Source organism: Paraburkholderia sp. GAS448 (assembly GCF_050435685.1).
In the GTDB taxonomy this organism is placed as follows: Bacteria; Pseudomonadota; Gammaproteobacteria; order Burkholderiales; family Burkholderiaceae; genus Paraburkholderia.
In genome coordinates this window covers 263473-289638 of the sequence record NZ_JBNDKT010000008.1, presented here as the reverse complement: position 1 = coordinate 289638, position 26166 = coordinate 263473, and the positions used below count along the sequence as shown (strand labels likewise).

Here is a 26166-nt window from a genome sequence, read left to right as displayed (position 1 = left end):
GTCCCGGCGAACTTCATCGGTTACGGCAGCTTCGCGTTGTCGGCAATGGTGGGTGTCGCGTACCTGATAAAGGAGCGCGGCGTGCTGGCGGACCGGCTGCCGGCGCTGGAAGTGCTCGATGACGTCATGTACAAGTCGATCGCGGTCGGTTTCGCCTTCTTCACGATTGCGACGATTCTCGGCGCACTGTGGGCCGCCGAAGCCTGGGGCGGCTACTGGAGCTGGGACCCGAAGGAAACGTGGGCGCTGATCGTCTGGCTGAACTACGCAGCCTGGCTGCATATGCGGCTCATGAAGGGCCTGCGCGGCCCCGTCGCCGCCTGGTGGGCGCTGACGGGGCTGCTGGTCACCACGTTCGCCTTCCTCGGCGTGAACATGTTCCTGTCGGGGCTGCATAGTTACGGCAAGCTGTAAAAGCAGATTCTGGAGCGGACCTCGTAGCCTTTGCTGAATGATCCAAGGGGGCTTTACTGGCGAGGATTTCGCGCTCGGAGCGAAAACGTTTTTGCCATCGACGCATCCGGGATACAGGCGGCCGCGCCCGCCGCCGAACAGAGCCAAACGCATTGGGGACCTCTACCCAGCACTTTCGGCGAGCCTTCCTACTTCTTCCTGCTCTCGATTCGCGCAAGAATGTATTCACGGGTCCAGGTGCTGACTGACCCACGGTCGGAGAGGCCGCCATGAGACGCATCTATTTTTTGCTGCCGAGCGCGCAATGCGCGAAGATGATCATTGGCGAGCTGCTGTTGAAGCGGATTGAGTGGCGGCATATCCACGTTATTGCCAACCATAATGTGGCGCTCGAGGATTTGCCGGAGGCTACGCTTGCGCAACGTAGCGACTTGTTGCCAGCGCTTGCGCGAGGTACGGCGGCGGGTTGCGCGACCGGAATGTTGACCGGCCTGGTTGCACTGGTCTTTCCGCCTGCCGGCCTGACCATCGCAGGCGGCGCTGTCGTTGCGATCACGCTCGCGGGCGCCGGTTTTGGCGCCTGGGCGGCCACGATGATCGGCGTCGATGTGCCGAATACACGGTTGAAGCGTTTCGAAGAGGCGATCGGGCGAGGTCAACTGCTGATGATGATCGATGTCCCACGGGATCGCGTCGAGGAAATCGAAGAGATGGTCAAGCTTCACCACGCGGAGGCTGACATCCAGGGAACGGACCCGACCATCCCCGCATTTCCGTAGTTTGCTCGCGCCTCGCAATGCGCTGCGGGTCTTCGCGCACGATGCTCCCCCGTGCGAGCCGTCGACCTCAGGAGGGTGGCCAACGGAGCCGCGCGCGGTTGCGGCCGGGCAACTAGCTAGCCGGCCGCAAGGAGCCGCCGATAGCGCTCCAGCACGCGTGGGACGTACAGGCGTGTTTCCGGAAGAGACGGCACGCGGTAGCCGGCGCGAATCACCGCGTTCTCCCCCGCGTTGTAGGCGGCCAGCGTGAGTTCGACATCGTCTTTGAAAAGGTCGAGAAGGAACCTCAGGTACCGGGCGCCAGTCAGCACGTTGTCTCGCGGATTCAGCATGTCGCCACCCGAAAAGCGTCTTGCTGTTTCCGGCATCACCTGCATCAGTCCTTGCGCGCCTTTCTCTGAAATCGCCTTCGGATTGTATCGGGACTCGACGTCGATCACCGCACGCAGGAGCTCGGGCTGAATGCGAAAAGCGCGGCTGGCTTCATTGATCACATCCGAGAACAGTGACGGGTCGATGTTGGCGTTCGAACGGTTCGTGCTGCGTTCGGCAGGCGGGTCGCCGGCGACGATCAGGCGCAACCCCGGTTTGCCCGGTACGTTGGTCAGGACGATCGCACCGCTACTGTCGACTGCTCCGAAAATCTCCGCGCGCGCAGCACTGGCCGACGCCATGCCAAGCGCTGCGCAAGCGACAAGTATCGCGTTTACCGGCCGGGATGAAGGGCGACAGCGCATGTTCGTGTTCCCCCTGCATCTGAATTGTGGTGCAGAGAAAAACGCATTCGCAATGGGGCACCTCCCTACACTTTGAGGCGTCAGGCGACTGCCGCGAGGCGTTGTCCAAAAATGTTACGTTTGTAATAGAAGGTAACCGTCGATAACGCGACGGTTCATGGTTCGACATGCTCGCCGCGGAAACAGATTTCTGTTTTTGGCCGTTCGTCGGTGAATAATATCTTAAATGGCGGATTATTCGAGAAATATCTCCGCTATCCGTATTGTCACCAATCTCCGGTCAAGGTCAAAGAAGTTCAAATTTGAAACATTCTGCCGGGGGAGCGAGCCATTTCAAAAGGGTGTATCCGTCCCAGATTGAGGTCGTTGCTGGCTTGCAAAGGCATGGCGCGAACCTTGCGAATGTCAGTCTGACAACGCTTGATTGCGTGGCTGGTGAATGGGAAGTTTAGGAATTCGAAGGTAGGGGGCGACAGAAAAAAACAAGAACGGCGGTAGCGCTTTCTAACTGCTGAACCGCCTCGTCGCGACTGGATCGTGGCAACCGGGAGTCAAGAACGTGAATACCAAATACCGCGTCGTGATCGCCGAGGATCACGATCTGCTGCGCAACGGTTTGCGCTCGATGCTCTGCGCGCAAGGCGACTATGACGTCATCGGTGAAGCGAAAGACGGCAAGGAAGCCTGTCAACTGGCCATGACGCTCAACCCCAATCTCATGCTGATGGATCTGTCGATGCGAGGCATGAATGGAATCGACGCCACCGCGGCCATCAAGCGGCGTTCGCCAAACGTGCGAATTGTGGCGCTCACGGTTCATCAAAGCGAAGAATATGTGCGTGAGGCGCTGCGCGCCGGCGTCGACGGTTACGTGCTCAAAGATGTGTCGTTCGATGAACTGCTGATCGCCATGCGCACGGTCGCGAAAGGGAAAAAGCATCTGAGCGCCGACGTGTACGGTTGCATGGTCGACTCGTTCGTCACGGGCCGCGAGGCGCCCGCGCCAAAAAAGGCGTGGGACCTCCTGACCGCACGGGAACGCAGCGTGCTGAAGCTGATCGCCGAAGGGCGCACTAACAGGCAGGTCGGGCAGTACCTGAATCTCAGTCCGAAGACGATCGAGAAGTATCGTGCAAGCATGATGCACAAGCTCAATATCGCCAATCTCCCGGAACTGGTCCTTGTCGCCATCAGCATGGGCCTGCTGACTTCTCTGGCGGCGAAGTGCTCTGAGCCGAACGCCGATGACACGCTGGTCCACTTGCCCGTCAATCCGGATCGACAGGCGCAATCCGATGCGGACAGGCCGCTGCCGGAGTACCGGCTGGGTGAGGCGGCGGGATGAGCCCGCGCGGAGTTCGAGCTAGAGAGTCCACGCCGCCGAGACCAGTGTCCCGCCCGTACCGGACGAACTGATTAAAAACGTACCGCCGTGCGACTCGACCCGGTGCTGCATCCCGATGAGGCCAAGACCCGTTGCGCCAGCGTCTTCTGTCGGCAGAGGCCGGTTTTCGTAGCCGACGCCGTTGTCCTGGATCGTCAGCAGCAGGCCGCCTGCAATACGACGGAAACCCAGTGTGATCTCGGTGGCTGCCGCATGCTTGACGGTGTTGTTCAACGCTTCCTGAGCGACTCTGAACATGTCCGCCTTGAGATACTCCGGCACGTCGTCGTCGTCGACGTCGCAGTTGAACACGACCGACATGTTCTCGGTGCCGCGCTCGACGCGCCGGCACAGCGAACTCAGTGCCGCGGGCAGGCCTAGCCGATCGAGCATCAGCGGGCGAAGTTCGCCGCATATCTGCCGCACGTCGCCGATCGTTTCGCGGATCCTGAGCACAGTCGCGTCCAGCAACTGGGCGGCGTCGTCGACCTGGCCGCGGCGGATGCGCATCCGGGCGTCCTCGGCCATCAGCTTGACGAGCGTCAATGCCTGTCCGAGGCCATCGTGCAGTTCCGCGGCGAGGCGTTGACGTTCTTTCTGTTGACCCATCGTCAGATACGTCATGCAATCCCGCGCGCGCGCTTCGGACAGAGGCGCCGCATCCGCAAGTCCGGGATCGCGAATCAGAGGTTCCTCGAAAAGCGTCAGCAATGCGCTGCGCCCATCCTGATTCGTCGGAACGGATTGCTGGTGCAGCACGAGCCGGGTCGGCTGACCGGTTCGACTGCCAAGCAGCACGCTAAAGGAATGAAATTCGCTGTGTGCGCTCACGGACAATTCGCTCGCAAGCGCAGCGTGAAGGTCGTCCGGCGCCATGTCGACGAGTTGCTTGCCGGCCAGGTCGGCGCACGAATAGCCAAACAGGGCCGCCGCGCTGCGGTTCGCCGACAGGAACGTGCCGTCCGGCGTGAGAATGGCCAGCGCCGCGCCGCGCGCATCGGTGAGACTACCCGTACCCAGTTCGTTGGGCTGGGCCGCAATGCCGAGCCTGCGCATTGCCTCGATCAGGTCGAGCAACTTCACCTGCAGTCCATCGGGCTGGCTCGTGTCCATGGAAACTCCCAATGCGTTGGCATAAGGAAATCGTAAGCTTACGGCGCATTGTAGGCCGCGACCGACATTCACCGCAACGGGGCATGTAGCTATGTCGCGACGTGGGGATTCCCCTGTTGCAAGCGGCGGACTTACCCGCAGGCGGGCATACCCTACCGTGCTTTGGGGGCCCTCATCCAATGACGTTCGAGAGCAAATTCATGAGACTGAACATGCAAGGTGGCGAGCCTTCCATAAGGCCACGCGCGTGGCGACGTCGTGCTCAGCATCTCGTTGCCCGGAGGGCGTGGGTTGAACGCCGGCCTTTCGTGGGCCGCGCGACCGGACCTTGCTTCCCGTATCTGGAGACCGCGATGAGAACGACCATCCAATGCTTGATCGGCGCCGTCCTGTTGACAGGCGCCGGATTGGCGGGAACCGCCGCATTGTGCGCGTCTGCCGCAGACACTGCCGATGGCGCCGACCCGCATATGCATCATCACCACATGATGTCGGGCACGATGCGCTCGACCGTGGACTACGTGCTGCCGCCGGTGAATCTCGTCAGGGATGACGGCAAGACGGTTTCGCTGATCGATGAACTGAACGACGGCCGGCCGGTCATCCTCACTTTCATCTACACCACCTGCACGACCATCTGCCCGATGGTCAGCCAAACGTTCGAGACGTTGCAAACCGAGCTGGGCAGCGGCCGGGACAAGGTGCACATCGTATCGATCTCAATCGATCCGGAGCAGGACACGCCTGCACGCCTCAGAACGTATGCAGCCAGGTTCAACGCCGGCCCGGAGTGGCAGCACTACACCGGCACGGTCGCGGCCAGCATTGCGACGCAACGCGCATTCAACGTCTATCGGGGCGACAAGATGAATCACACGCCGGTTGCCTTCCTGCGCGCGGCGCCCGGAAAGCCGTGGCTGCGTATCGACGGCTTCGCGACGCCGGCGGAACTGCTGAGCGCCTATCACGATATCGTCGCCTCCAGTTAGTCGTGCAGGGTCCAGCAAGGAGCGACGGAATTGGAAAAAAAACATCGTGTGCTGATTGTGGAGGACCAGCCTCTTTTGCGCAGCGGCCTTTGCCGCATGATTTCCGAACTGCGCGACTACAGCATCGCAGGCGACGCGAGCGACGGGCTCGAAGCCTGTCGTCGCGCCGCGGCGACAATGCCCGATCTGGTCTTGATGGATCTGTCGATGCCGGGCAGGAGCGGTTTCGAGGCGATCGCCTTAATCAAGCGCCACGCACCGCGGACACGCATCATTGTCCTTACCGTTCACCGCAGTGAAGAGCACGTGCGGGAGTCGCTTGCCGCAGGCGCCGACGGATACGTGGTCAAGGACGCGTCATTCGAAGACCTGGTCGGTGAGATGCGCCTTGTCATGGCGGGCAGGCACAATGCGAGTCTCGACGCGTACCGGGGCCGCGCAAGTTCGCCGGGCGTGCCTGCTGGCCTCCCGCAGCAAAACCAGGTGTGGAACGCGCTGACAGGCCGCGAACGCGCAGTGCTGCGTCTCGTTGCCGAAGGGCGCACCAACCGGCAGGTCGGCGAGTACCTGAAACTCAGCCCGAAGACAATCGAAAAGCATCGCGCAAGCCTGATGCGCAAGCTGGGTATAACGAACGTGATGGGCCTCGTGCGCATCGCGATCGAGATGGGCATCCTCGCGCTGAAGGATGAAGAGCGCGTGCGAAACCGCTCCTTCTAGAGCGGCGCAAACTGGAGGGTGTTTACCCACGTTTTTGGACGGCTCTCCCTACTTCTTGCCCGTATCGGCCTGAACAAGAATGCACTAACGGCTTCGGCGACGCCGAAGCGGTGGGTCGATACAGGGGGAAGCCGTGCACAACGAATTGTCCTCTTTCAAGCCCGGCAGGCCCGGGCGTCCGTGGCATTGTCCCCGCCTTGAAAAGAGCGCGCGACGCAGCCGCGGCTTCACCTTGCTCGAGCTGCTCGTGGTCATGGTGATCATCGGATTGCTGGCAGGTCTCGTCGCTCCGCGATATTTCGAACAGGTCGGCAAGTCCAACACGAAGATCGCACACGCACAGATCGTCTCGTTGGGCCAGGCGCTCGACCAATACAGGCTGGACGTCGGCGTCTATCCGACGACCGAGGAAGGTCTGCAGGCACTGATGACCAAACCGCAGAACGCGACGCGGTGGAGCGGACCGTATCTGCAGAAGGCGGTGCCGGTGGATCCGTGGGATCGCCCGTACCAGTATCGTTCGCCCGGCGAACACGGCGACTACGACCTGTTTTCGCTCGGCAAGGACGGACGAGGCGGCGGCGTCGGCGAGAACGCAACCGTCTCTTCGTGGTAGCGGCGCGTGGCGCGTTTGCCACGACGCCGGACGGGTGGTTCGCTGTCTGCAAGGAGAGTCGACGTGAAGTACGTGTTGCGTGTCTTCGATACCAGTGGCTCAGTCCAGACGGTTCGTATCGACAGCGATTCCTCGTCGGCTGCGGCGGCGCTCGCGCGCTCGCGCGGCCTGCGTGTCGTGTCGGTTAGCGCAGTCGCGGGACGGCAGCGCCGTAGGGCGAACTTGCCGGCGATGCCTGGCACCAGGTTCAACGTCGAACTGTTCGCGCGCGAACTTGCAGCGCTGCTCGATGCAGGCGTCGGCGTCGTCGACGCATTGCGCACGCTCGGCGGCAATGAGCGCCGCGAGGCCTCAGCTCAGGTGTATCGCGACCTGCTGCGGCAACTGGAGGAGGGGCAGTCGCTGTCCGCGGCGCTCGAGCACGCGAGCCACGTCTTTCCGACGGTTCTGGTCGCCTGCGTGAAGGCCAGCGAGCAAACCGGCGGCCTCGCCGATAGCCTGACCCGCTATTCGCGCAACAGTGCGACGCTTCATGAACTGCGCGCGCGAGTGGTGTCGGCGGCGATCTATCCGTCGGTCCTGCTGCTGGTCGGCGCGGCGGTCGTGCTGTTTCTGCTGGGTTTCGTCGTGCCTCGCTTTGCGACCCTCCTCGAACATAGCGGGCGCGAACTGCCGCTGCTCTCGAAACTGCTGATGGCCTGGGGCGGCATGGTGCACGCCCACGGCGCGGAATTGACCGTCGGCCTCGTCGTGGTGGCAGTGGCGACCGTTTTCGCCCTGCGCAGGTCGGCGGTGCGGAACTGGATGGCCGATCGTCTGCTTGCGTTGCCTGGCGTCGGGCAACACTTCCGCGTTTTCCGCCAGTCGCAGTTTTATCGCACGACCGCCATGCTGGTCGATGGCGGCATTCCCGCGGTCCGGGCGTTCGAGCTTGCACGAGGGCTGGTGGGGCGCGCAGACCAGGTCGCGCTCGCCGGCGCCCTGCAGCAGGTGCGCAACGGCGCAAAGATCTCCGATGCGTTTCAGCAAGCCGGGCTTGCCAACGCGATTTCCTATCGGTTGCTGACCGTGGCGGAGAAGACCGGCGGCCTCGGGCCTGTTCTTGACAGGATCGCCGCGTTTCAGGAGGCGCATGTGTCTCGTGCGATCGACCTGATCTCACGGTTGATCGAACCGGCGATGATGATCTTTATCGGCGTGGTCATCGGTGGCATCGTCGTGCTGATGTATATGCCGATTTTCGAAATCGCATCGAGCATTCAATAGACCGTCCTGGGGAATCGCGTGGATACCGTCAGCACGACATCGGAAAGTCCCAGCGTCGAACTGCGCGACGCACTGCGAACGCTTGGCGAGCGGCATGGCTCGGGCATTCGCGCGCTGGAGGAACTGATGGCGCAGACGGCGCTGGGTGCGGACGAGATGCGTATCCAGCTGGCCGCGCAATTCCGGATGAAGCCGATCGGCATGCGCGAGTTGAATCAGCTCGAACCTGATTTCGAGGTGTTTTCGTTCGTCGAAGCGACGACCCGGCTATGCGTGTGCTTTCGCGATCGAAGCAGTGGCAATGGGCTGCTGTTCGTCATCGCGGATCCGCTCGATGCGCGCACCCGTGGCTGCGTCGAACATCGCATGCGTTTGCGGCCGACCGTGCCGTACAGCTGGGCGCTCGCGAGCGTGGGAGACATCGCCGCGTATCTGGCGGTGCGCGAAAAGGACGTGCGAGCGATGGACTCACTCGCGTTCGACGATCCGATCCAGAAAGCAGTCGATCCTTCTTCACTCGCGTTGAGCCTGCAGGGAATCAGCAGCGACGACAGCCCGGTGGTGAGGCTGCTCAATTCGACGATCTACGACGCGTTGAAGATGATGGCAAGCGACATACACCTCGAATGCCGGGCGAACGGGTTGATGATCAAGTGCCGCGTGGACGGCGTGCTGACCGTGGTCGGCCGCGTTGAAGGTCGCGACGTCGCGGATCAGGTGCTGTCGCGCGTGAAGGTGATTTCCGAACTCGATATCGCGGAGCGCCGCGTGCCGCAGGACGGGCGCTTCAAGGCACAGTTCGCAGGCCGCGAGATCGATTTTCGTGTGTCGATCATGCCGAATCAGTTCGGCGAGGATGCGGTGCTGCGGATCCTGGACCGCTATCAGCTTTCGCAGGCCGCGGGCGGTCTGACGCTCGAGGCGCTGGGCTTTCAGGAAGCCGATACGCGCTTCATGCGCTCGGTCGCATCGATGCCGTACGGGATGCTGCTCGTGACCGGGCCGACCGGCAGCGGCAAGACGACGACGCTCTACGCGATTCTCACGGAAATCAACAATGGCCTCGAGAAGATCGTGACGATCGAAGACCCGGTCGAATACCAGCTGGGCGAGATCCTGCAGATTCCAGTCAACGAAGCGAAGGGACTGACGTTCGCGCGCGGACTGCGGTCGATTTTGCGGCACGACCCGGACAAGATCATGGTCGGCGAGATCCGCGATCCGGAAACCGCGCAGATCGCCGTGCAGGCTGCGCTAACCGGTCACCAGGTTTTCACGACCGTCCACGCGAACAACGTGTTCGACGTGATCGGCCGCTTCACGAACATGGAAGTCGATCCTTACAGCTTCGTGTCCGCGCTCAACGGCGTGGTCGCGCAGCGCCTTTTGCGGCGGTGCTGTCCCGACTGCATGACAGGCGAAACGATCGACCCCGACACGCTGGTCCGTTCGGGCATCGATCCGGATACCGCGGGCAGCTACCTCTTTCGTCGCGGCACGGGCTGCGCCGCGTGCCGTGGCAGCGGGTATCGCGGACGATGCGCCATTGCAGAGGCGCTGCGCATGAACGACGAACTGCGGCAACTGCTGTCGGAGCGCGCGCCACTCGGGCATATCAAGGCGGCGGCGCTGCGCTATGGCATGCAGACGTTGCGCACCGCCGCGGTCGAACTCGTCAAGCGCGGCGAAACCACACTCGAGGAGATTAACCGTGTCACGATGGTTGAATAGCCCGGTGGCAGTCGGGGTCGGCACGCGCGAGATCGTCGTGGGTGCGCGCTTGCCTCTGCTGTCGCGTCTGCGCAAACCCGTGGCGGCTGCCGAGCCCGCCAACGTCGCGATTCACGAGGAGCAGTGCTGCACCGAACCGGGCCTGCTCGACGCGCTGCGCACCGCGCTTGTGACAACGCCCGCCACCGACGCCGCGTTAGCGGAACAGGTGAAGGCGCCGCAGCGGAGCGCGTCCGTGGTACTGGACGATTTCTGGGGCAATCACGCGATATTGCGCGGCGACTTCCGCACGCTGCGCGCGCGCGAACTCGAAGAGATCGTGCTGGCGCACTTCACCGATACCTACGGGATCGACGGCGAGTCTCTGCTGGTGCGCTTCTGCGTGCAGCGTGGCGGCCGGGCGCTTTTTGCCAGCGCGATGTCGCGTGCGCTTCATGACGGGATCCGCGAGGTAAGCGCATCCGCGCGAGTCCGGATTAGCCGGTTGAGGTTAGGGCTTCCGGAGATGCTCAATCGTGCAGGCCCCGTCGCTGACGACGGCGGCGAGGCGCTGCTGATGTTCGTCGCCCACGAGCTGTTGCAGGCGGTCATGATCAAACAGGACCGCTGGGTTGCATACGACGCACAGCGCCTCTTTCCCGGTGATGCCGGCGACGCATCGCGGCTTGCTGAGCTCGCCGAGCAACTGTTCGAACGCTCGGCGACCAGAACGAGCCTGAGGCGCGAAGACTGCAGGATCTACCTGTCCGGGATCGAGACGGATCTGGCGCCGTTCGAAGCGCGTTTCGCCGCGGCGATCCGGCTGGCGCAGCCGGCGATGGACAGGTCGCCCGCCCACCGTCTGATGGAATACGCGCAATGATCCCGCGCCTCGACATCGACTTCGGCCAGCGCCGCGCTCGCCCCGCGATGAGCGGCATGATCCTGCTGTGCGCCGCCGCGGTGCTGCTGCTCGCGAGTGGCGCGCGGCTCTGGCATGCATACGGGGAAAACGATCGCGCGCAGGCGGCACTGGAGGCGCTCCGCCAGCAGACCCTCGCGACCAGGCACGTGACAAAGGCGCCGCCGACGCCGGCCGTCAAGCTCGCGGAAAAGCAAAGCCAGTCAATCCTGCGTGAACTGACCGTGCCGTGGCAAGACCTCTTCTCGATCGTCGAAGACTATCCGGACCACGATGTCGCCCTGATCGGCATCGATCAGAACCCCGCCCAAAGCCAGATCCGGATCACGGCGGAAGCGAAGGACTTCGACGCGATGATCGCTTACCTGAAGTATCTGCAGGCGAGCATGCTGCTGCGCGAAGCGGTACTCAACGATCATCTGATCGAGACGAATGTGCCGGGCAAACCGGTGCGCTTTCAGATCACTGCCGTCTGGAGAAAGTCATGAAAGCCGACCAGCTGCGGGACATGCTGCTGACCCTGCGCTTCGAGATGCGGCGCTCGTTAGGCTTGCCGGGGCTGCTCGGCGCGGTGATGATCGGCGCTGCCGCCGTGGCAGGGGCAGCGATCCCCGGTGTGGAGTCCGAAACGCACGAGATTCAGGATCCTGCGCGGCTTGCGCGGGCGGCGAAGGCGCACCACGTTGTCGATGACCGCAGCGCGGCGGTGGACGCGGTGGCGCTCGACACCTTGCCGGAACTGTTCCCCGGTTTCACGCAAAGCGCGGACGACATCGCGGCGATATTCGCGCAGGCCCGCGACAGCAATTTGACGCTCGGGTCCGCCGAATATCAGGTGACGACCGAGTCCGGCGCGCGCTTCATGCGGTACCAGGTGCTGCTGCCGGTCAAGGACCAGTACAGCGCGATCCGGCGTTTTCTGGCGTCGGTCCTCAACCATGTGCCGAATGCGGCGCTACAGGAAATCCACGTCGAGCGTCCCGCGGTGGACGGCAATATTCTCGATGCGCGGGTTCGCTTCGAACTCATCTATCGGACAGCGCAGCCATGAAACCCGCTCTGGTCAAACGCGTGCTGCTGACCTTGTGCGGGATCGCCGCCGTGGGGGGCGGCTATCGCTCGCTGGTCGCGGTCACCCGGACGCCGGCGGCGACTGCCGCGATCAACGGCCCGCACCGTGACGACGCACGGGCGCGAACCGTCGCCGTTCATCGCCAGTCGTCGCGGCACGCAGATCCGCACACAGCAGCGCCGGCGACGCCCCGCGCGAGACTCGTCTCCCTGCGCGCGCCACTGTCAGTCGAATCGACCCGCAATCCGTTTGCTGCCTCTTCGTGGCTTCCGCCGCCGCCACCCGTCGTCGTGCCGGTCGTACCCGAAGTGCGGGCGGCGCCGCCTACGGCGCCGCCGGTGCCTTTCACTTACATGGGGCAGCTGGACGCGAAAAAAGCGAAACCCCAGGTGTTTCTCAGCAGCGGGGATCGACTGCTGATTGTTTCGCCAGGTGACGTCGTCGATGAGCAGTACCGCGTCGAGTCGGTTTCGGAATCCGACGTGGTGCTGACTTATCTGCCGCTGAACCTGATGCAGGTCGTATCCATTCCAAGAGAGGGAAAGTAAATGAAAACCTCATGGAGCCGGGGTGCGGGACGCGACAGGGATAGCGGCCCATCGACACACTTCTCGCCTTTTGTCACGTTCCCCGATCATCGTTCGCCATCTGGGTGGATCGCGAAAAAGCGTCTGCTTGCGATCGTCGTGTCCATGGTCGCCTTTGGCGGGTGCATGCACGTTCCGAACGTACACGACGATCCGACCAACGCCGAGGTGAAGCTGAACTATCTGCGTGATCGCAATGCCCAGGTCAATGCATTGCTCGACCAGGCCGATCAGTACCGTGCCAGCTATCAGTTCGATCTGGCGATCCAGAAGCTATACGCGGCAAGCCAGATCGATCCGACCAGCGAACGCGGGCGCAAGATCGGCGCCTTGATCGACCAGGACCGCCGGGACCTCGCGATCCTGCAGGAAGCGGACCGTATGATGCAGCGCGGTTCATACGGACCGGCAGCCGATCGCGTACACCGCGTGCTATTGGATAATCCGACCAACGCTCTCGCGTTGCAGTTGCTCAAGGAAATCGACGACAAGCGCCGGCAGCAACGTGCGGACAAGGAAGAGGCGCTTGCCACGTCGTCGATCATGCGCCGGCCGGTCACGTTGCAGTTTCGCGATGCCAACGTGCGCATGGTTTTCGAAGCGTTATCGCGCACCTCGGGTCTGAACGTCATCTTTGACCGCGACGTCCGTGCCGACCTGAAGACGACGATCTTCGTGACGAACGCGTCGCTGCAGGACACCGTTGACATGATCCTGATGCAGAACCAGCTCGACAAGAAACAGCTTAACGCGAACACGCTGTTCATCTACCCGGCGACCCCTGCCAAGCAGCTTGAATATCAGGAGCTGAAGGTGCGCACGTTCCAGTTGTCGAACGTCGACGCCAAACAGATCCAGTCGCTGCTGAAGAGCCTGCTGAAGATCAAGGAGGTCGTGATCGACGAGCACGCGAACACCGTGACGATCCGCGGCACGCCGGACACCATCAAGGTTGCCGAGGAGATGATCGCGGCGCAGGACTTGCCGGAACCGGAAGTGATGCTGGAAGTTGAGGTGCTGGAGGTATCACACGAGCGGCTGTCGGATCTCGGGATCGCATGGCCCAATTCGTTCACGATGTCGACGCCGAGTACGGTGGACACATGGGGCGAGTTGCACCATCTGCCCATCAATGCGCTGAATGTTAGTGGCCTGTCCGCGACGGCGAACTTCAAGCTTACCGATACCGACGCGAACCTGCTGGCGAGTCCGCGCATCCGCACGCGCAACAAGGAGAAGGCACACATACTGATCGGCGACAAGGTGCCGGTGATCTCGAGTTCCAGCACGCCGAGCACCAGCGGTCCGTCGTATACGCAAATGATTCAGTACCTCGATGTCGGCATCAAGCTCGAAGTGGAGCCGCAGGTCTATCGGGATGGCGACGTCGGTATCAAACTGAATCTCGAAGTCAGCAACATCACGAAAACGATTCAGAGTGGCAACTCGCAGACGGGCCTGAGCTCGCTCGCTTACCAGATCGGGACACGCAGCGCGTCGACGAGCCTGCGCCTGAGGGATGGCGAGAGCCAGATTCTTGGCGGCCTGATCTCGGATGAAGATCGCAGGAGCGCCGACAAGGTGCCCGGCCTCGGCCAGTTGCCTGTGCTCGGGCGCCTGTTCTCGGACCACAACGGCGACCATGTGAAGACCGAGATCGTGTTGCAGATCACGCCGCACATCGTCCGGCCGCAGCTTGCGGCGGACGCGGACACGCAGGAAGTCTGGTCCGGCACCGACGTCAACGTACACGCTGACCAGCTTCGACTCGATCCTGTCATTGCCGGCGCGGACGTACCCGCGGCGGCTGCTGCGAAGCCGTTGCCCGGAAACGTGGGCGGCGGGAGGGTAGCGGGTGCCCCGTCCGATGAAGCCGCAATGAACCGTTCGGCGGGGGTGCCGCCGACTGGCTCATTTGGGCAAATGCCCCCGGCGCCGCGCACAACGCCGCCGCCCGTACCCTATGGCGGACGCTTCTCGACGCTGCCGGCCGCGCCCGCGGCACAGCCGGGGCAGAGCGGGGCGCCTGGTCCTGGCACGCCGCCAGCAGCGGAACCGAGCGGAGGCGACGCTGAGCCGGGCCCCGGTGCGACCGTGTCGCCGGTGCCGGCGCTTCCGCCTCCGCAGGCGGCGCCTGCACCGGCACCCGCGCCGGCTCCGTCGATGCTGCAGATGCCGCCAGGCGACATGCCGAGCGACAACCCGCTCCGATCGATTCAGAACGGGTACTAAGCCGTGGCAATCCTGACGAACGCGGACCGCCAGCGCGGCGCAAGTCGACTCGGTCAGCGCGGCTTCACGCTGATCGAGATGGTGATCACGCTCGCGCTCGTGGGCATCCTGGCGCTGGCGATCATGCCATTTTCCGAACTCGTGGTGCAGCGTCAGAAGGAACAGCAGTTGAGCGCCGCGTTGCGCGAGATCCGCACGGCACTCGATGCGTACAAGGACGCGAGCGATGCGGGTCTGATCGATAAGGAGGCGGATGCTTCCGGCTATCCGCCGGCGCTGACCGTCCTCGTGACGGGCGTGAAGAATGCGAGGGATCCGAAAGGGGGGCTGCTGATGTTTCTTCGCAATGTGCCGCGCGATCCGTTCTTCGCAGGCGAGCCGGACACTGCCGCCGAGGATACCTGGAAGGTGCGGGCTTATGGTGAACCGCCGGACGAGGCTGCCGCCAGCGGATCGTCGGGGAGTGCCGAGGGCGGCAAGGATGTGTTCGACGTGTCGTCGAAATCCGATCGCGTCGGCATCAACGGCATTCCTTACAAACAATGGTGACCGTCCATCATGAAACCCGCTCATGCGCGCAGGACTCGCGGTTTCACGCTGATCGAACTGGTCGTCGTGATGGCCATCATCGGCCTGCTTCTGACGATAGCGCTGCCGCGCTATATGCACAGCATCGAACGCGGCAAGGAACAGGTGCGGCTGCAGAACGTTGCGGTGATGCGCGATGCGATCGACAAATACTACGGCGACAACGGCCAGTACCCGGACACGCTCGATGAACTGGTGGCGAAACACTACCTGCGGGCGGTTCCGGTCGATCCGGTCAATGGCGACGACAAATGGGCGGTGATCGCATCGCCCGACGAAACCAAAACGGGCGTGTACGACGTCGCGCCCGCGAGTAGTGCGCAGGGCACATCCGCTGATACAGAGGGAGCAAACAGGTGAGTCATGCCGCTTGCTCATCGCGTTGGAGCGTGCGCCTGAAATCGGGTACGCGGCATCGAAACCGGCCTCGCACTGCGCCGCAGCGTGGGCTCGTGCTGCTGGCGCTATTGATCGCGCTGATGCTGATGTCGATCGCGTTGGCGGGCGCGCTCGACGTGTGGTCGTTGCAACTGCGGCGCGAGCAGGAGAAGCAACTGTTGTTCGCCGGTGATCAGTACCGGCAGGCGATTCTGCGGTATTACCGCGTCGGCCGAGCTTACCCGGCATCGGTCGACGACCTGCTGAATGACACGCGCTTCCCGAGGCTCATGCATCATCTACGTCAGGCATATCCGGATCCGGTCACCGGCAAGAACGATTGGCTTTTCGCGCGGCAGGGAGATCGCTTTTACGGTGTCTATAGCAGTTCGGAGGCGCTGACGATCAAGCGCGCAGAGTTTCCGGGGCGATATGCGGACTTCGAGAACGAGCAGACCTACGGCGGGTGGAAATTCATCTACCTGGCCCCGGGGCTGCGCAGCAATACCTCCAGTGCGGCTAGCGCGGCGCCCGATAGTCCGGTCATGTCCATCACCCCGCAGAATGGCGCCGGACGCCTTCCTTCGGGGCTTGGCCCGTCCGTATTGCGATAGCGCGGCGCCGCATGTGCGCGGTCATTTCGAATGCCATTGAATGTGCGGACCCGCACACGACCGAGCATATTCTCTTCGTCGACGCCCAGTGCAGGAGCCGGGCAGCTGTTTGGAGCGCTCGCGCGTCAGCCCTAAAGAAATCGCCATTTTTGTGTGCGCTTCCTAATATCAACCAGACGTTCGGGGAGTAGAATTCCGCCCATCAGCGTACTGCATTGCAATACGCAACCGCCGACGCTTTGACCACGCGCTCAGGCGGACGACACCCACGCCCTTGTCCTTTATCGTCCACGGGCATGACGCAATCATGAGTGGGGCGCTCCATGGTGATTTTGGAAAAAAACGTCGCGACGGAATTGATTGAGCGGAAGGATCACGCCCTCGAACATGTTGGGTTCGATGGCGAGAAGCGGACTTATTTCCCGGCCAGGTCAATGTGGTTGAGGTTGGAGCAGCTTCATGTGGCGCAACAGCTCGCGGAGCCTCTGGACGCAGACAAACAGCCAACACTTTCCACGTCGCTGCACGGAGTGGCACATCTCGATGGCCAGGAGCTGTCGATCATTGGCGACGCTGGACACGCGATGCACACAGTTGAGGTGTCCTTCCATGCACGGGACGTCAGCAAGGCTGACCGGTTAGGTCTGCGCGAGTTGGAGGACGAACTCGGTATTTCGTTTTCCGACGTGCCGCTCGGTACTGCTCGTCTGGGTGTCAATCGGGCCGACGCAGAGACCGGAGAACCCGATCAGTGGTGGCTCGCCTGCCACATTCCCGAAGCCTGCATACAGGCGCTTTCGAAGGCGATGTCTGATGGCCAGCTTGGCGCGGTCGAGTTAGGGCTGGCGCTGCGGCACCTCTACGCGGACGAAAGTGCTATGGCTAACCCTCAGCGTGAGCCGATCCTTTTTCTCAGGCCCAACAAAAGCGACGGCACAATTGAATGGCCGGAAATCGCAATTGGCTATGTCACCCACCTTCGTATTGACCTCGCAACGACTCAATTGCGTGCCGCGGCGAGCGGCGGCCGCGATGACGAATCAACGACGAACCCTGTCGCGGATGCCGTGAACTCACTGGGTCTCAGGCTCGCTAGCCTCATGACCACGGTAAGATGGCTCGGCTTCTTCATCGCCATATTGCTCTTTCTCGAGGTTCTCGAGAGGCTCTGATCAGGCACGCTCGAAAACGTAGAACCACGCAACGGCAGCGTATAGACGGAATAGCTTCTGCAGAGCGAGTCCGCGCAAACCGAGGTCGAACTGGGTTTCGCAGGTATGACGGCGGTAGATTTTCACAGGCAAGTCTGCAAGCAATGTCTGCATTGGCCATTGAACCGTAAGGTCGGGCCGACGTGAAAGAAGATCCTTAGCTAAGCCCCCTTCACGGCACTTTCAGGTTGGCGCTGGGATCGACGAACAAGATGGAGCATGAAAAAAGCCCTTGGGGCGGTGGCCAGCCGCCACCAGCCTGGCGGCATCGTTGCGACGTTGGCTGGCTTCGTTTATCAACAAATCAGGGAACCGCCCAAGGGCATATGTGCATTCCTTGCCATCCAGCCGTCAGTCAAACTTCCACGACTTCGAACCTGCCACCGGGGCGAGCAGATACCTGGAGTCGCGGTCACGGAGCTTATAGGGCTTGCCCTGTGGTTTGGCGTTCAGCAGTAGCGCGTGCGTGAGCTTCATGGAGTTCTCCTCGGCGGACAACTACCCTGAAATTTACCCGCAATGTACCCGCAAGACTGGTGGGAGCAGGCGGATTCTTGTGGATGATGTCGGACAGATTCCGATGCAGAGTGAGACGTGGCTGAAATTGCTTCAGACAAGCAGAAACACGCCTGAGAGGTGGGTGTTTGTCTCTTGACCTTGGCCTTTCAATGGATGACAGATCTAACGTGATCTACGACATACGACGCTCATCTACCAGAAAGAAGTCATAGGCACGGGCCTCGGACTCGCCATCGTCAAAAAGCTTTGCCGAGTGTTGAACGGGCAGAATAATTTTGCTTCACGCGAAGAGGGCGGGACCAGTTTCAAAATCCAGTTCCCGCTCGTGCCGCAGAAACCTGAGAGATCCAAAGTATCGCACGCGGCGGCAACGAGGCTCCGCTAGCGCGCTCTACTTTACGCCGCCTTCGAGAAATTCCGCGGCGTGGTCGATAAACGCTCTCACTTTTGCCGGTAGAAGCGTTCGCCCGCTGTAGGCGAGGCGGACTTCGGCCGCAGTATCCGCGATTTCAAACTCTTCCAGCAAACGCACCAACCGGCCGGCCTGTATGTCCTGCTCAACAAAGCTGGCTGGCAATACACCGACACCCAATCCCTCGAGCAGAACGCCGCGATTGAAGACCGGATTGTTCGACGTGATCTCGTAGTTGATCGGCACCGCAATGGTTTCCTGTTCCGTTCGAAACGTCACGATCGGTTTGTGCATGGAAGGCGGCACGGTGACGAACATATGGTCCACAAGATCCATTGGATTCCGGGGTCGCGATCGCGTTCTCAGATAAGCCTCCGTTGTGACGATAACCAGCGGCAAGCGCTGCAGAAGCCGGGTCACGGCCAGATCCGTCGCGAGCATGAAAGGCAGGACGATACCGAGATCGTAGCCGTCGGCTGTCAGATCAACTGGCCGCTCGGTGAGCGTGATATCCAGCGCGATGTTCGGATACTTGCGTTTGAAGGAGGCAACCAGTGGTGCAAGCCATGTCAGCGTGGCAGTCGTATGCGCGACCAACCGAAGTACACCGGCCGGCACTCGGCCATGGTTAGCGGCGTCGGCTTCCAGGCAGTCGAGATCGTCGAGGATGCGGCAACACCCGTCATAAAAACGCTCTGCAACCTCTGTCAGCGAAAACTGGCGGGTGGAGCGATGGAACAGGCGCGAGCTTAGACGGTCCTCCAACGAAGCTATCGCGCGCGAGACCGCCGACGGCGATAAGCCCAGAATTTCCCCCGCGCGCCTAAAGTTTTTGACCTCGACGATCGTGCGAAACAGACGCAAGCTTTCGATGTATTCCATTGGAACGTCCTGTGCGAGCCGGTAACGGCTCAGTGCGTCTGCTGGCTGCTGTTTCCAACCAGGCGCTCGAGCTCGAGCAGGGCGTCGCCGAGCGCGTCGATCGCGCCATTGGCTGTTGTGGCTGTCGCGGCGCTGCGCAATGCATGCTGCACGATGTCGTGCACGGCATGGGGTTTCGGTTGCACGCCTTGAGGTCTGGATTGTTGCGCCATAGGAGATCCTACGAGAAATTTAACTTGCGTCCCACGAACGGTCTGGCCGTCGCCGACGGTCGGCGTCAGGCATTTGTGGCATTAAACTCATAACTGATGAAACTGTCAACTAAGACGTGTGAAGCATACGCAACACGCCAGACGGACAAGCCGCCTCGAGAGGTTCAAGGTAAGTCATTAGAAATGTTCAGTGTTGACCAAATAAGCAAAAGTGATAACAATGTCATTAATGGTTTGGGCCGGCCGGCCCGCACCGCGAACGTCCCAATGCGGGCATCCTCAATTTATTCACCCTACGTTGCACTCATGACTTTGCACCATCGCCACGCCTTGCTATGGGGCGCGGTCGTCTTGACGGCTGGCGTCCTGCTTTGGATCTTGCGCCCGGTCCTTACGCCGTTCCTGCTCGGCGGGCTCATCGCATATGTCCTTCAACCGGGCGTGGAGTGCCTGGTGCGCCATCGCACGCCCCGCGGTCTTGCCGCGCTCCTGATGATGCTTCTGTTCGGTGTGATGGCCACGCTGCTCGTTTTGCTCGTGTTTGCCGTGATCCATCAGGAGGGGCCTCAACTGATCGTGCGGATTCCTGCTCTGGCAGCGGCCCTCAACGCGTGGTTACAACCCAGACTGGCCTTGCTGGGCCTGAGCTATTCATTCGATTTGAGCCATGTCCGCGAGATGTTGACGACGGACCTCAAGGTGAGCGAACAGGCCATTGCAGTGGCTGCGTGGCAGTCACTGCGCACGAGCGGCAACATGATGGTTACTGTCGTGGGCAACATCGTGTTGGTGCCGCTCGTCCTGTTCTATCTGCTTTATGACAGGCATGAGGCATTTGCTCGCCTGGAAAGCTTCGTGCCGCGACCCTGGCTGGGCAAAACGCGAAAGTTCCTGACAGACATAGACCAGATGCTGTCGCAATACCTGCGCGGCCAACTGCTCGTAATGGGGGCGCTCGCTACGTTTTATCCAATTGCTTTGACGGTCGCGGGCTTCGAGATCGCGCTGCCCGTCGGTCTCTTTACCGGGCTCGCCGTGTTCATTCCGTACATCGGATTCGCGACCGGACTGGCGCTCGCGCTTCTTGCCGCGCTGCTGCAATTCGGCAGCTGGTATGGCGTTGGCGCGGTGGTGGTCGTGTACGGCATCGGCCAGATTCTCGAAAGTTTCATTCTCACGCCACGCCTCGTCGGCGAGCGCATTGGCCTGCATCCGCTCGCTGTGATTTTCGCCCTGCTCGCATTCGACCAGCTTTTCGGTTTCTTTGGTGTCCTGCTCGCGCTTCCAGCCAGCGCGATTCTGGCTGCGGGCCTGCGCGCACTCCGTGGCCGCTATCTGGCGAGCGCGTTTTACGGGGGGTAGCAGGCATTGATCAGCAGGCGCGCGATTTTGCCCTGCAAACCCTGGTTTCCAATCTGCCCGTGGGTAACGGCAGGTGCGCGATTCTTTGTGCCTCTGCGCGTTTGAGTCCAAGCACCTGCAGCACGACTGCTGCCACCCGTTCCGCGAAGTTCTGTTCGCCGACTCCTGACGCTTTTTGCCGCCGGACCGTTGGCGCAACCGATACGGCAAAGTGCAATTCGGCGGCGATCGCCGCGAAGATGATGCCCGTGACCGACACGACGCACATCAGGTGATCAGGCACGACAAAGCGCTTTGCGGAAATGCCTCTTTGGCTGTCGCGCAGCAATCGTTGGCCGAGCCCCCAGCCCAGCGCATGCACCGAAAATCCCTCGCGGATCAGAAGCCGTCCCCATACCGGTTCACGGCGTGCGCGCATCAGCGTGTGGCGCACTGAGACGGCGACTATTTCGGCCGGGTCGGACAGCTCGCGGGCGAGCTGATCGAGCGTATCGGCGAATTCCTCGAACACCCATTCGACCAGCGCGGCGAAGATGCCTTCCTTCGACCCGAAATGGTTGTAGAACGAGCCGAAGCCGACGTCGGCGGCCTCGGTAATGTCATTGATGGCTACCGAGTCCATTCCTCTTTCCGCCATCAGCCTCAATGCGGCGTCGAGCAGGCGGGCGCGGGTTTCGCGCTTGCGGCGGGCGCCGCGCGGTTGGCGCCCTTCAACCGCTTGGGCCGGGCCGCGCAACGTCTGCGTGCGCTGCCGGTTTGCACGGGGTTTCGGGATATCAGGCATCTCGGCTCCAGGTCTTGATATCGTCATATTTTATAATTATGTGTCATGGTTGACAATATAATCAGTTATGGGTGTAATGTCACCTTAGCCAGAGAATCGGCGGCTGCGTAGACGAAATGAGAAGCGACGGTATCCACCCGCGTGCGATGAAGAAGTATGAACAGTTGCAAGCGGTTCGTATCAGAAGGGGCAAGTAGGAATGCTAAGTTAGGGGCGCACAGGATTGTCCTTGGCGCATCGAGCAAGAGCGTGCCGCCGGACGCACCGTGTCTTCCTATGCCTCGCCTATTTTTTATTGCTGGACCATCACCTGCCTTGTAAACATCGTGAAACTATCCGGTCTTAACGCGCGGACATTGGCGCGTCCCTTCCTTTCTTCCATCGTCCGCCCACCATTCAGAGGGCGTCTGCTCGTTGCGGCTTGTGGGGCGATTCTGCTCTCGGCCTGCCACCGCGGTGAAGTCGCGCCGCCGGAGCCCAAACCGGTTGTCGCGCTCGCCGTTCATGCCGACGCAAGCACGCCGACTGCCTCATTGCCGGCTCAAGTGGAGGCGCGCTACTCCACACCGCTGTCGTTCCGCGTGGGCGGCAAGGTTATCGAGCGAAAGGTTCATCTGGGCGACACCGTCAAGGCGGGGCAAATCGTAGCGCTGCTCGACCCTACCGATCTGCGCAACAACCTCGTTAACGCCCGCGCGCAGCTGGATGCTGCCGAACATCGTCTCGTGTACGCGAAGCAGCAGCTCGATCGCGATCAGGCTCAGATCCAGGCGCATCTGATTGCACCGGCGCAGATGGAACAGACCGAAGACGCGTACGCCACGGCGCTTGCGCAGCGTGACTCGGCGCTCGCGCAAATGGCGCTCGCCACCGATCACCTGCGTTACGCCACGCTGACCGCGGATCACGACGGAGTCGTCAAGTCGGAAGATGCGGATACCGGCCAGAACGTTCAGGCGGATCAGGCGGTCTATCACATCGACTGGACGGGCAGTGTGGACATTGTCTGCGACGCACCGGAGCAGGCGCTTGGCGCGTTGACCGTTGGCAGCAAGGCGCGCGTGAGCCTGTCCGCGCTGCCCGGCAAAAGCTTCGAGGCGAGCGTGCGCGAGGTATCGCCCGCGGCCGACCCGCAAAGCCGCACGTGGCGCGTGAAGCTCACGCTAGCCGCGCCGGGCGCGGAGGTGCGCGTCGGCATGACGGCCAATGTCGCGTTCGATGCCACCGGCGACGCGGCTCAGGCGGCGCCGTTCGCGCTGCCTGTAACGGCGCTCTTCCACAAAAGCGAGAACCCTGCTGTATGGGTGGTGCGCGCCGGCAGCGACACCCTCGAACTGCGCACGGTCAGCATCGTGCGCTACGGCGAGCGGACCGTTTCCGTCGTGGGCGGACTCCACGACGGCGACCGCGTCGTGATGCAAGGCGTTCACGCGGTGAGCGCGAAACAGCACGTGCAGGTCGTGGCACCCCTCCATCCGGAGGACTTTTCGTCATGAACGCCCGCGACCGCGAAGCCGCGCACGACAGCGCGCCCGTCATTCCGCCTAACCCCGAGGCATCCAGCGAAGGCGGTTTCAATCTGTCCGCGTGGGCGTTGCGCCATCAGCAGCTCGTGATATTTCTGATCGGGCTTGCGACGCTGTTCGGCGTGATCGGCTATACGAAGCTTGCCCAGTCGGAAGACCCGCCGTTCACGTTCCGCACCATGGTGGTCAAAACCTATTGGCCGGGCGGGACTGCGCGCGAGGTACAGGAACAGATCACGGACCGGATCGGCCGTCAATTGCAGGCCGCGCCGTACGTCGACAACATCAAGAGCTATTCGCGGCCAGGCGAGTCGATGATTTTCTTCGCAATGAAGGATTCGGCGCCGGTCAAGGAGGTCCCCGAGACCTGGTACCAGGTTCGCAAGAAAGTGGGCGATATCGCCGCGACATTGCCCAAGGGAACGGTTGGACCGTTCTTCAATGACGAGTTCGGCGATGTCTACACGAACATCTATGCGCTCGAAGGCGACGGCTATACACCCGCGCAACTGCATGACTACGCGGACCAGTTGCGCACGGTGCTGCTGCGTGTGCCCGGTGTCGCCAAGGTCGACTACTTTGGCGATCCTGACCAGCACATCTTCGTCGAAATATCGAATGCGCAACTGACCCGGCTCTCCATCACGCCGCAGCAGCTCGCGCAGGCCATCGACGCAGAGAACACGGTGACGCCGGTCGGCACCATCACCACGGCGGACGACCGGGTGTTCGTGCGCCCGAGCGGTGCGTTCAAGGACGTGCAGGCGCTTGCGGACACGCTCCTCACCGTGAACAAACGCACGTTCCGGCTCGGCGACATCGCAAAGATCACGCGTGGCTACGACGATCCGCCCGTCACCGAGATGCGTGTCGGCGGGCAGGCGGTGCTCGGCATTGGCGTGACGATGCAAAAGGGCGGCGACGTGGTCAGCCTCGGCAAGGCGCTTGACGCGAAAACCGCCGAACTGCAGGCCGCCATGCCGGCGGGACTCAAGCTGGCTCCCGTCTCGAGCATGCCTCACGCGGTCAAGCATTCAGTGGACGAGTTCGTCAGGTCGGTCGCTGAAGCGGTAGCAATCGTGCTGGTCGTGAGCCTTGTTTCACTCGGCCTGCGCACCGGCATGGTCGTCGTGATCTCGATTCCGATCGTGCTCGCCGTGACGGCGCTGTGCATGCATGTGTTCAATATCGGGCTGGACCAGGTCTCCCTTGGCACGCTCGTGCTCGCGCTGGGGCTGCTCGTCGACGACGCGATCATTGCCGTCGAAACGATGGCCGTGAAGCTGGAGCAGGGCTGGAGCCGCATGCGCGCCGCGGCCTTCGCGTATACGAGCACGGCCTTTCCGATGCTGACGGGCACCCTCGTCACGGTTTCCGGTTTCCTGCCGATCGCGCTTGCGAAATCGAGCACGGGGGAATACACGCGCTCGATTTTCGAGGTGTCGGCCATTGCGCTGATCGTGTCCTGGTTCGCGGCTGTCGTGCTGGTCCCGTTGCTGGGTTTTCACATGCTGCCCGAGCGCAAGGGTCACGGCGGCGGCCACCATCACGAGCACGACGTTTACAACACCGGCTTCTACCAGCGCCTTTCGGGTTGGGTATCGTGGTGTATCGAGCGTCGTTGGGCCGTGCTTGGCGTCACCGGGGTGCTTTTTGTGATCGCGATGGCAGCGTTCACGCGCGTGCCGCAACAGTTCTTTCCGAACTCGGAACGGCCCGAACTGCTCGTCGACCTGCGGCTGCCGGAAGGCGCTTCGTTCGAGGCGACGCTGCGTGAAACGAAGCGCCTCGAAACGGCGCTCAACGGCAAGCGCGAAATCGACCACTTCGTCGACTTCGTGGGCACCGGCGCGCCGCGCTTTTATTTGCCGCTCGATCAGCAGCTTCAGCAGCCCAACTTCGCGCAATTCGTGGTCACCGCGAAGAGCGTCGAAGATCGCGACGAGTTGATGCGCTGGCTCGATGCGAAACTCGAGAAGGATTTCTCCGGCGTGCGTGCGCGTGTGGCGCGGCTCGAGAATGGTCCGCCGGTGGGTTTCCCGATCAAGTTCCGGGTGAGCGGCAGCGATATCGCGACCGTGCGCTCCATTGCCGAAACGGTAGCCGACAAGGTCCGTGCCGATTTCCGCACGCGCAACGTCCAGTTCGATTGGGACGAGCCGGCAGAACGGTCGATCTCGTTCGAAGTCGATCAGAACCGGGCGCGCCAGCTCGGTGTGACGTCGGAGGACGTATCGAACTTCCTGGCCATGACGCTCTCGGGCTACACGGTCACGCAATTTCGCGAGCGGGACAAGCTGATCAACGTCGATCTGCGTGCGCCGAAGGGCGAGCGCGTCGATCCCTCGAAGCTCACCAGCCTCGCGGTGCCGACTCCGAACGGCCCGGTTCCGCTGGGTTCCCTCGGACACATCAAGGACACGCTCGAATACGGCGTGATCTGGCAGCGCGACCGGCAGCCGACGATCACGGTACAGGCCGACATTCGGGGCGACGCGCAGGGTATCGACGTAACCCACGATATCGAGCACGCACTTGCCGGCGAGCAAGCCAGATTGCCGGTGGGTTATCGCATCGAAGTGGGCGGCGCGGTTGAAGAAAGCGTGAAAGGCCAGACCTCGATCAACGCCGAGATGCCGCTCATGATCATCGCCGTTCTGACCTTGCTCATGATCCAGCTAAAGAGCTTCTCGCGGACCTTTATCGTCGTGTTGACCGCACCGCTCGGACTGATCGGCGTCGTGGCTGCACTGCTGCTGTTCGGCAAGCCCTTCGGCTTTGTCGCGTTGCTCGGCGTGATCGCCATGTTCGGCATCATCATGCGCAACTCCGTGATCCTGGTCGACCAGATCGACCAGGACATCGCGGCGGGGCATGGGCGCTTCGACGCGATTATCGGTGCGACCGTGCGGCGCTTCCGCCCGATCATGCTGACGGCCGCCGCCGCCGTGCTCGCCCTGATTCCGCTTCTGCGCTCGGCGTTCTTCGGGCCCATGGCGACCGCGTTGATGGGCGGGATCACGATCGCTACTTTACTGACGGTGTTCTTCCTGCCGGCTCTCTATGCGACGTGCTTCAGGGTCCGGCGTGACGAGCGCGGGATGCAGCCGGTCGTCGTCGAGCACACGGAGATTTGA

The 26166-nt window shown here is 62.1% G+C and carries 26 protein-coding genes and 1 pseudogene; 21 read left to right on the top strand and 6 right to left on the bottom strand.

Going from position 1 to position 26166, the window contains the following annotated elements:
• Both ccsA and P3T23_RS18035 read left to right on the top strand, forming a co-directional pair.
• A partial coding sequence (gene ccsA, locus P3T23_RS18040; protein WP_429317499.1) for a cytochrome c biogenesis protein CcsA occupies positions 1 to 414 on the top strand: 414 nt, incomplete at its 5' end.
• Between the two features lie 269 nt (positions 415 to 683).
• Positions 684 to 1193 (top strand): DUF1269 domain-containing protein, encoded by a 510-nt coding sequence (locus P3T23_RS18035; protein WP_429317498.1) that lies wholly within the window; start codon positions 684 to 686, stop codon positions 1191 to 1193.
• A gap of 116 nt (positions 1194 to 1309) precedes the next feature.
• Here the strand turns inward: P3T23_RS18035 and P3T23_RS18030 are convergent, their stop codons facing one another.
• Complete coding sequence (locus P3T23_RS18030; RefSeq protein ID WP_429317497.1) at positions 1310 to 1930, bottom strand: lytic transglycosylase domain-containing protein; 621 nt, start codon at positions 1928 to 1930, stop codon at positions 1310 to 1312.
• A gap of 559 nt (positions 1931 to 2489) precedes the next feature.
• On the opposite strand from P3T23_RS18030, the gene P3T23_RS18025 reads away from it, so the two are divergent.
• Complete coding sequence (locus tag P3T23_RS18025) at positions 2490 to 3275, top strand: response regulator (protein WP_429317496.1); 786 nt, start codon at positions 2490 to 2492, stop codon at positions 3273 to 3275.
• Between the two features lie 18 nt (positions 3276 to 3293).
• Here the strand turns inward: P3T23_RS18025 and P3T23_RS18020 are convergent, their stop codons facing one another.
• Complete coding sequence (locus P3T23_RS18020) at positions 3294 to 4427, bottom strand: histidine kinase (protein WP_429317495.1); 1134 nt, start codon at positions 4425 to 4427, stop codon at positions 3294 to 3296.
• Positions 4428 to 4780: 353 nt separating this feature from the next.
• Between P3T23_RS18020 and P3T23_RS18015 the strand changes: the two genes are divergently transcribed.
• From P3T23_RS18015 to P3T23_RS17950, 14 genes are all read left to right on the top strand, one after another.
• Entirely contained in the window at positions 4781 to 5416 is a 636-nt protein-coding gene (locus P3T23_RS18015; protein ID WP_429317494.1) for an SCO family protein, read from the top strand.
• Positions 5417 to 5446: 30 nt separating this feature from the next.
• Positions 5447 to 6136, top strand: a complete 690-nt coding sequence (locus tag P3T23_RS18010) for a response regulator (protein WP_429317493.1) — start codon at positions 5447 to 5449, stop codon at positions 6134 to 6136.
• A gap of 145 nt (positions 6137 to 6281) precedes the next feature.
• Positions 6282 to 6752: a type II secretion system major pseudopilin GspG gene (gene gspG, locus P3T23_RS18005; protein WP_429317517.1), complete on the top strand. Its 471-nt coding sequence runs from the start codon at positions 6282 to 6284 to the stop codon at positions 6750 to 6752.
• A gap of 63 nt (positions 6753 to 6815) precedes the next feature.
• Positions 6816 to 8018, top strand: a complete 1203-nt coding sequence (locus P3T23_RS18000; RefSeq protein ID WP_429317492.1) for a type II secretion system F family protein — start codon at positions 6816 to 6818, stop codon at positions 8016 to 8018.
• A 126-nt stretch (positions 8019 to 8144) separates the two neighbouring features.
• Positions 8145 to 9749 carry a GspE/PulE family protein gene (locus P3T23_RS17995; protein ID WP_429317516.1) on the top strand — a complete coding sequence of 535 codons (1605 nt, stop codon included), beginning with the start codon at positions 8145 to 8147 and terminating at the stop codon, positions 9747 to 9749.
• Positions 9730 to 10611 (top strand): hypothetical protein, encoded by an 882-nt coding sequence (locus P3T23_RS17990; RefSeq protein ID WP_429317491.1) that lies wholly within the window; start codon positions 9730 to 9732, stop codon positions 10609 to 10611. The genes P3T23_RS17995 and P3T23_RS17990 overlap by 20 nt, the downstream gene beginning before the upstream one ends.
• On the top strand, positions 10608 to 11138 hold the full coding sequence (locus P3T23_RS17985; RefSeq protein WP_429317490.1) for a hypothetical protein: 531 nt from the start codon (positions 10608 to 10610) through the stop codon (positions 11136 to 11138). Before P3T23_RS17990 ends, P3T23_RS17985 begins: the two co-directional genes overlap by 4 nt.
• Positions 11135 to 11701 (top strand): hypothetical protein, encoded by a 567-nt coding sequence (locus P3T23_RS17980; protein WP_429317489.1) that lies wholly within the window; start codon positions 11135 to 11137, stop codon positions 11699 to 11701. The genes P3T23_RS17985 and P3T23_RS17980 overlap by 4 nt, the downstream gene beginning before the upstream one ends.
• The gene (locus P3T23_RS17975; protein WP_429317488.1) at positions 11698 to 12270 is read left to right on the top strand and encodes a hypothetical protein; all 573 of its coding nucleotides are present in this window, start codon (positions 11698 to 11700) and stop codon (positions 12268 to 12270) included. Before P3T23_RS17980 ends, P3T23_RS17975 begins: the two co-directional genes overlap by 4 nt.
• A complete protein-coding gene (locus P3T23_RS17970; protein ID WP_429317487.1) occupies positions 12271 to 14541 on the top strand; it encodes a secretin N-terminal domain-containing protein in 2271 nt (756 codons plus the stop codon). It begins immediately after the preceding gene.
• A gap of 3 nt (positions 14542 to 14544) precedes the next feature.
• A complete protein-coding gene (locus tag P3T23_RS17965; RefSeq protein WP_429317486.1) occupies positions 14545 to 15090 on the top strand; it encodes a type II secretion system protein in 546 nt (181 codons plus the stop codon).
• 9 nt (positions 15091 to 15099) lie between these two features.
• Positions 15100 to 15489, top strand: coding sequence for a type II secretion system protein (locus tag P3T23_RS17960; RefSeq protein WP_429317485.1), 390 nt, complete (start codon positions 15100 to 15102; stop codon positions 15487 to 15489).
• A gap of 95 nt (positions 15490 to 15584) precedes the next feature.
• Entirely contained in the window at positions 15585 to 16121 is a 537-nt protein-coding gene (locus tag P3T23_RS17955; protein ID WP_429317515.1) for a type II secretion system protein, read from the top strand.
• A gap of 323 nt (positions 16122 to 16444) precedes the next feature.
• Positions 16445 to 17293, top strand: coding sequence for a hypothetical protein (locus P3T23_RS17950; protein WP_429317484.1), 849 nt, complete (start codon positions 16445 to 16447; stop codon positions 17291 to 17293).
• A gap of 390 nt (positions 17294 to 17683) precedes the next feature.
• On the opposite strand, the gene P3T23_RS17945 is transcribed toward P3T23_RS17950, so the two are convergent.
• The gene (locus tag P3T23_RS17945; RefSeq protein WP_429317483.1) at positions 17684 to 17809 is read right to left on the bottom strand and encodes a hypothetical protein; all 126 of its coding nucleotides are present in this window, start codon (positions 17807 to 17809) and stop codon (positions 17684 to 17686) included.
• Between the two features lie 241 nt (positions 17810 to 18050).
• Between P3T23_RS17945 and P3T23_RS17940 the strand changes: the two are divergent.
• Positions 18051 to 18236: pseudogene (locus tag P3T23_RS17940) on the top strand (ATP-binding protein); the annotation flags it as partial.
• Positions 18237 to 18242: 6 nt separating this feature from the next.
• Here the strand turns inward: P3T23_RS17940 and P3T23_RS17935 are convergent.
• Positions 18243 to 19145: a LysR family transcriptional regulator gene (locus tag P3T23_RS17935; RefSeq protein WP_429317482.1), complete on the bottom strand. Its 903-nt coding sequence runs from the start codon at positions 19143 to 19145 to the stop codon at positions 18243 to 18245.
• Between the two features lie 29 nt (positions 19146 to 19174).
• On the bottom strand, positions 19175 to 19357 hold the full coding sequence (locus P3T23_RS17930) for a hypothetical protein (RefSeq protein WP_429317481.1): 183 nt from the start codon (positions 19355 to 19357) through the stop codon (positions 19175 to 19177).
• Between the two features lie 306 nt (positions 19358 to 19663).
• Here P3T23_RS17930 and P3T23_RS17925 point away from each other — a divergent pair, with 306 nt between their 5' ends.
• Complete coding sequence (locus P3T23_RS17925; protein ID WP_429317480.1) at positions 19664 to 20719, top strand: AI-2E family transporter; 1056 nt, start codon at positions 19664 to 19666, stop codon at positions 20717 to 20719.
• Positions 20720 to 20729: 10 nt separating this feature from the next.
• Here P3T23_RS17925 and P3T23_RS17920 read toward each other — a convergent pair whose 3' ends face one another.
• A complete protein-coding gene (locus tag P3T23_RS17920) occupies positions 20730 to 21503 on the bottom strand; it encodes a TetR/AcrR family transcriptional regulator (RefSeq protein WP_429317479.1) in 774 nt (257 codons plus the stop codon).
• Positions 21504 to 21829: 326 nt separating this feature from the next.
• Between P3T23_RS17920 and P3T23_RS17915 the strand changes: the two genes are divergently transcribed.
• Both P3T23_RS17915 and P3T23_RS17910 read left to right on the top strand, forming a co-directional pair.
• Entirely contained in the window at positions 21830 to 22999 is a 1170-nt protein-coding gene (locus P3T23_RS17915; RefSeq protein ID WP_429317478.1) for an efflux RND transporter periplasmic adaptor subunit, read from the top strand.
• On the top strand, positions 22996 to 26166 hold the full coding sequence (locus P3T23_RS17910) for an efflux RND transporter permease subunit (protein WP_429317477.1): 3171 nt from the start codon (positions 22996 to 22998) through the stop codon (positions 26164 to 26166). Before P3T23_RS17915 ends, P3T23_RS17910 begins: the two co-directional genes overlap by 4 nt.

Excerpts from the sequence above, each read along its gene's own strand:
- P3T23_RS18035 (WP_429317498.1), top strand. The coding sequence starts at position 684 with ATGAGACGCATCTATTTTTTGCTGCCGAGCGCGCAATGCGCGAAGATG.
- P3T23_RS18030 (WP_429317497.1), bottom strand. The coding sequence starts at position 1,930 with ATGCGCTGTCGCCCTTCATCCCGGCCGGTAAACGCGATACTTGTCGCT.
- P3T23_RS18020 (WP_429317495.1), bottom strand. The coding sequence starts at position 4,427 with ATGGACACGAGCCAGCCCGATGGACTGCAGGTGAAGTTGCTCGACCTG.
- P3T23_RS18015 (WP_429317494.1), top strand. The coding sequence starts at position 4,781 with ATGAGAACGACCATCCAATGCTTGATCGGCGCCGTCCTGTTGACAGGC.
- P3T23_RS17995 (WP_429317516.1), top strand. The coding sequence starts at position 8,145 with ATGGCGCAGACGGCGCTGGGTGCGGACGAGATGCGTATCCAGCTGGCC.
- P3T23_RS17985 (WP_429317490.1), top strand. The coding sequence starts at position 10,608 with ATGATCCCGCGCCTCGACATCGACTTCGGCCAGCGCCGCGCTCGCCCC.
- P3T23_RS17980 (WP_429317489.1), top strand. The coding sequence starts at position 11,135 with ATGAAAGCCGACCAGCTGCGGGACATGCTGCTGACCCTGCGCTTCGAG.
- P3T23_RS17975 (WP_429317488.1), top strand. The coding sequence starts at position 11,698 with ATGAAACCCGCTCTGGTCAAACGCGTGCTGCTGACCTTGTGCGGGATC.
- P3T23_RS17970 (WP_429317487.1), top strand. The coding sequence starts at position 12,271 with ATGAAAACCTCATGGAGCCGGGGTGCGGGACGCGACAGGGATAGCGGC.
- P3T23_RS17960 (WP_429317485.1), top strand. The coding sequence starts at position 15,100 with ATGAAACCCGCTCATGCGCGCAGGACTCGCGGTTTCACGCTGATCGAA.
- P3T23_RS17950 (WP_429317484.1), top strand. The coding sequence starts at position 16,445 with ATGGTGATTTTGGAAAAAAACGTCGCGACGGAATTGATTGAGCGGAAG.
- P3T23_RS17945 (WP_429317483.1), bottom strand. The coding sequence starts at position 17,809 with ATGAAGCTCACGCACGCGCTACTGCTGAACGCCAAACCACAGGGCAAG.
- P3T23_RS17935 (WP_429317482.1), bottom strand. The coding sequence starts at position 19,145 with ATGGAATACATCGAAAGCTTGCGTCTGTTTCGCACGATCGTCGAGGTC.
- P3T23_RS17930 (WP_429317481.1), bottom strand. The coding sequence starts at position 19,357 with ATGGCGCAACAATCCAGACCTCAAGGCGTGCAACCGAAACCCCATGCC.
- P3T23_RS17925 (WP_429317480.1), top strand. The coding sequence starts at position 19,664 with ATGACTTTGCACCATCGCCACGCCTTGCTATGGGGCGCGGTCGTCTTG.
- P3T23_RS17920 (WP_429317479.1), bottom strand. The coding sequence starts at position 21,503 with ATGCCTGATATCCCGAAACCCCGTGCAAACCGGCAGCGCACGCAGACG.
- P3T23_RS17910 (WP_429317477.1), top strand. The coding sequence starts at position 22,996 with ATGAACGCCCGCGACCGCGAAGCCGCGCACGACAGCGCGCCCGTCATT.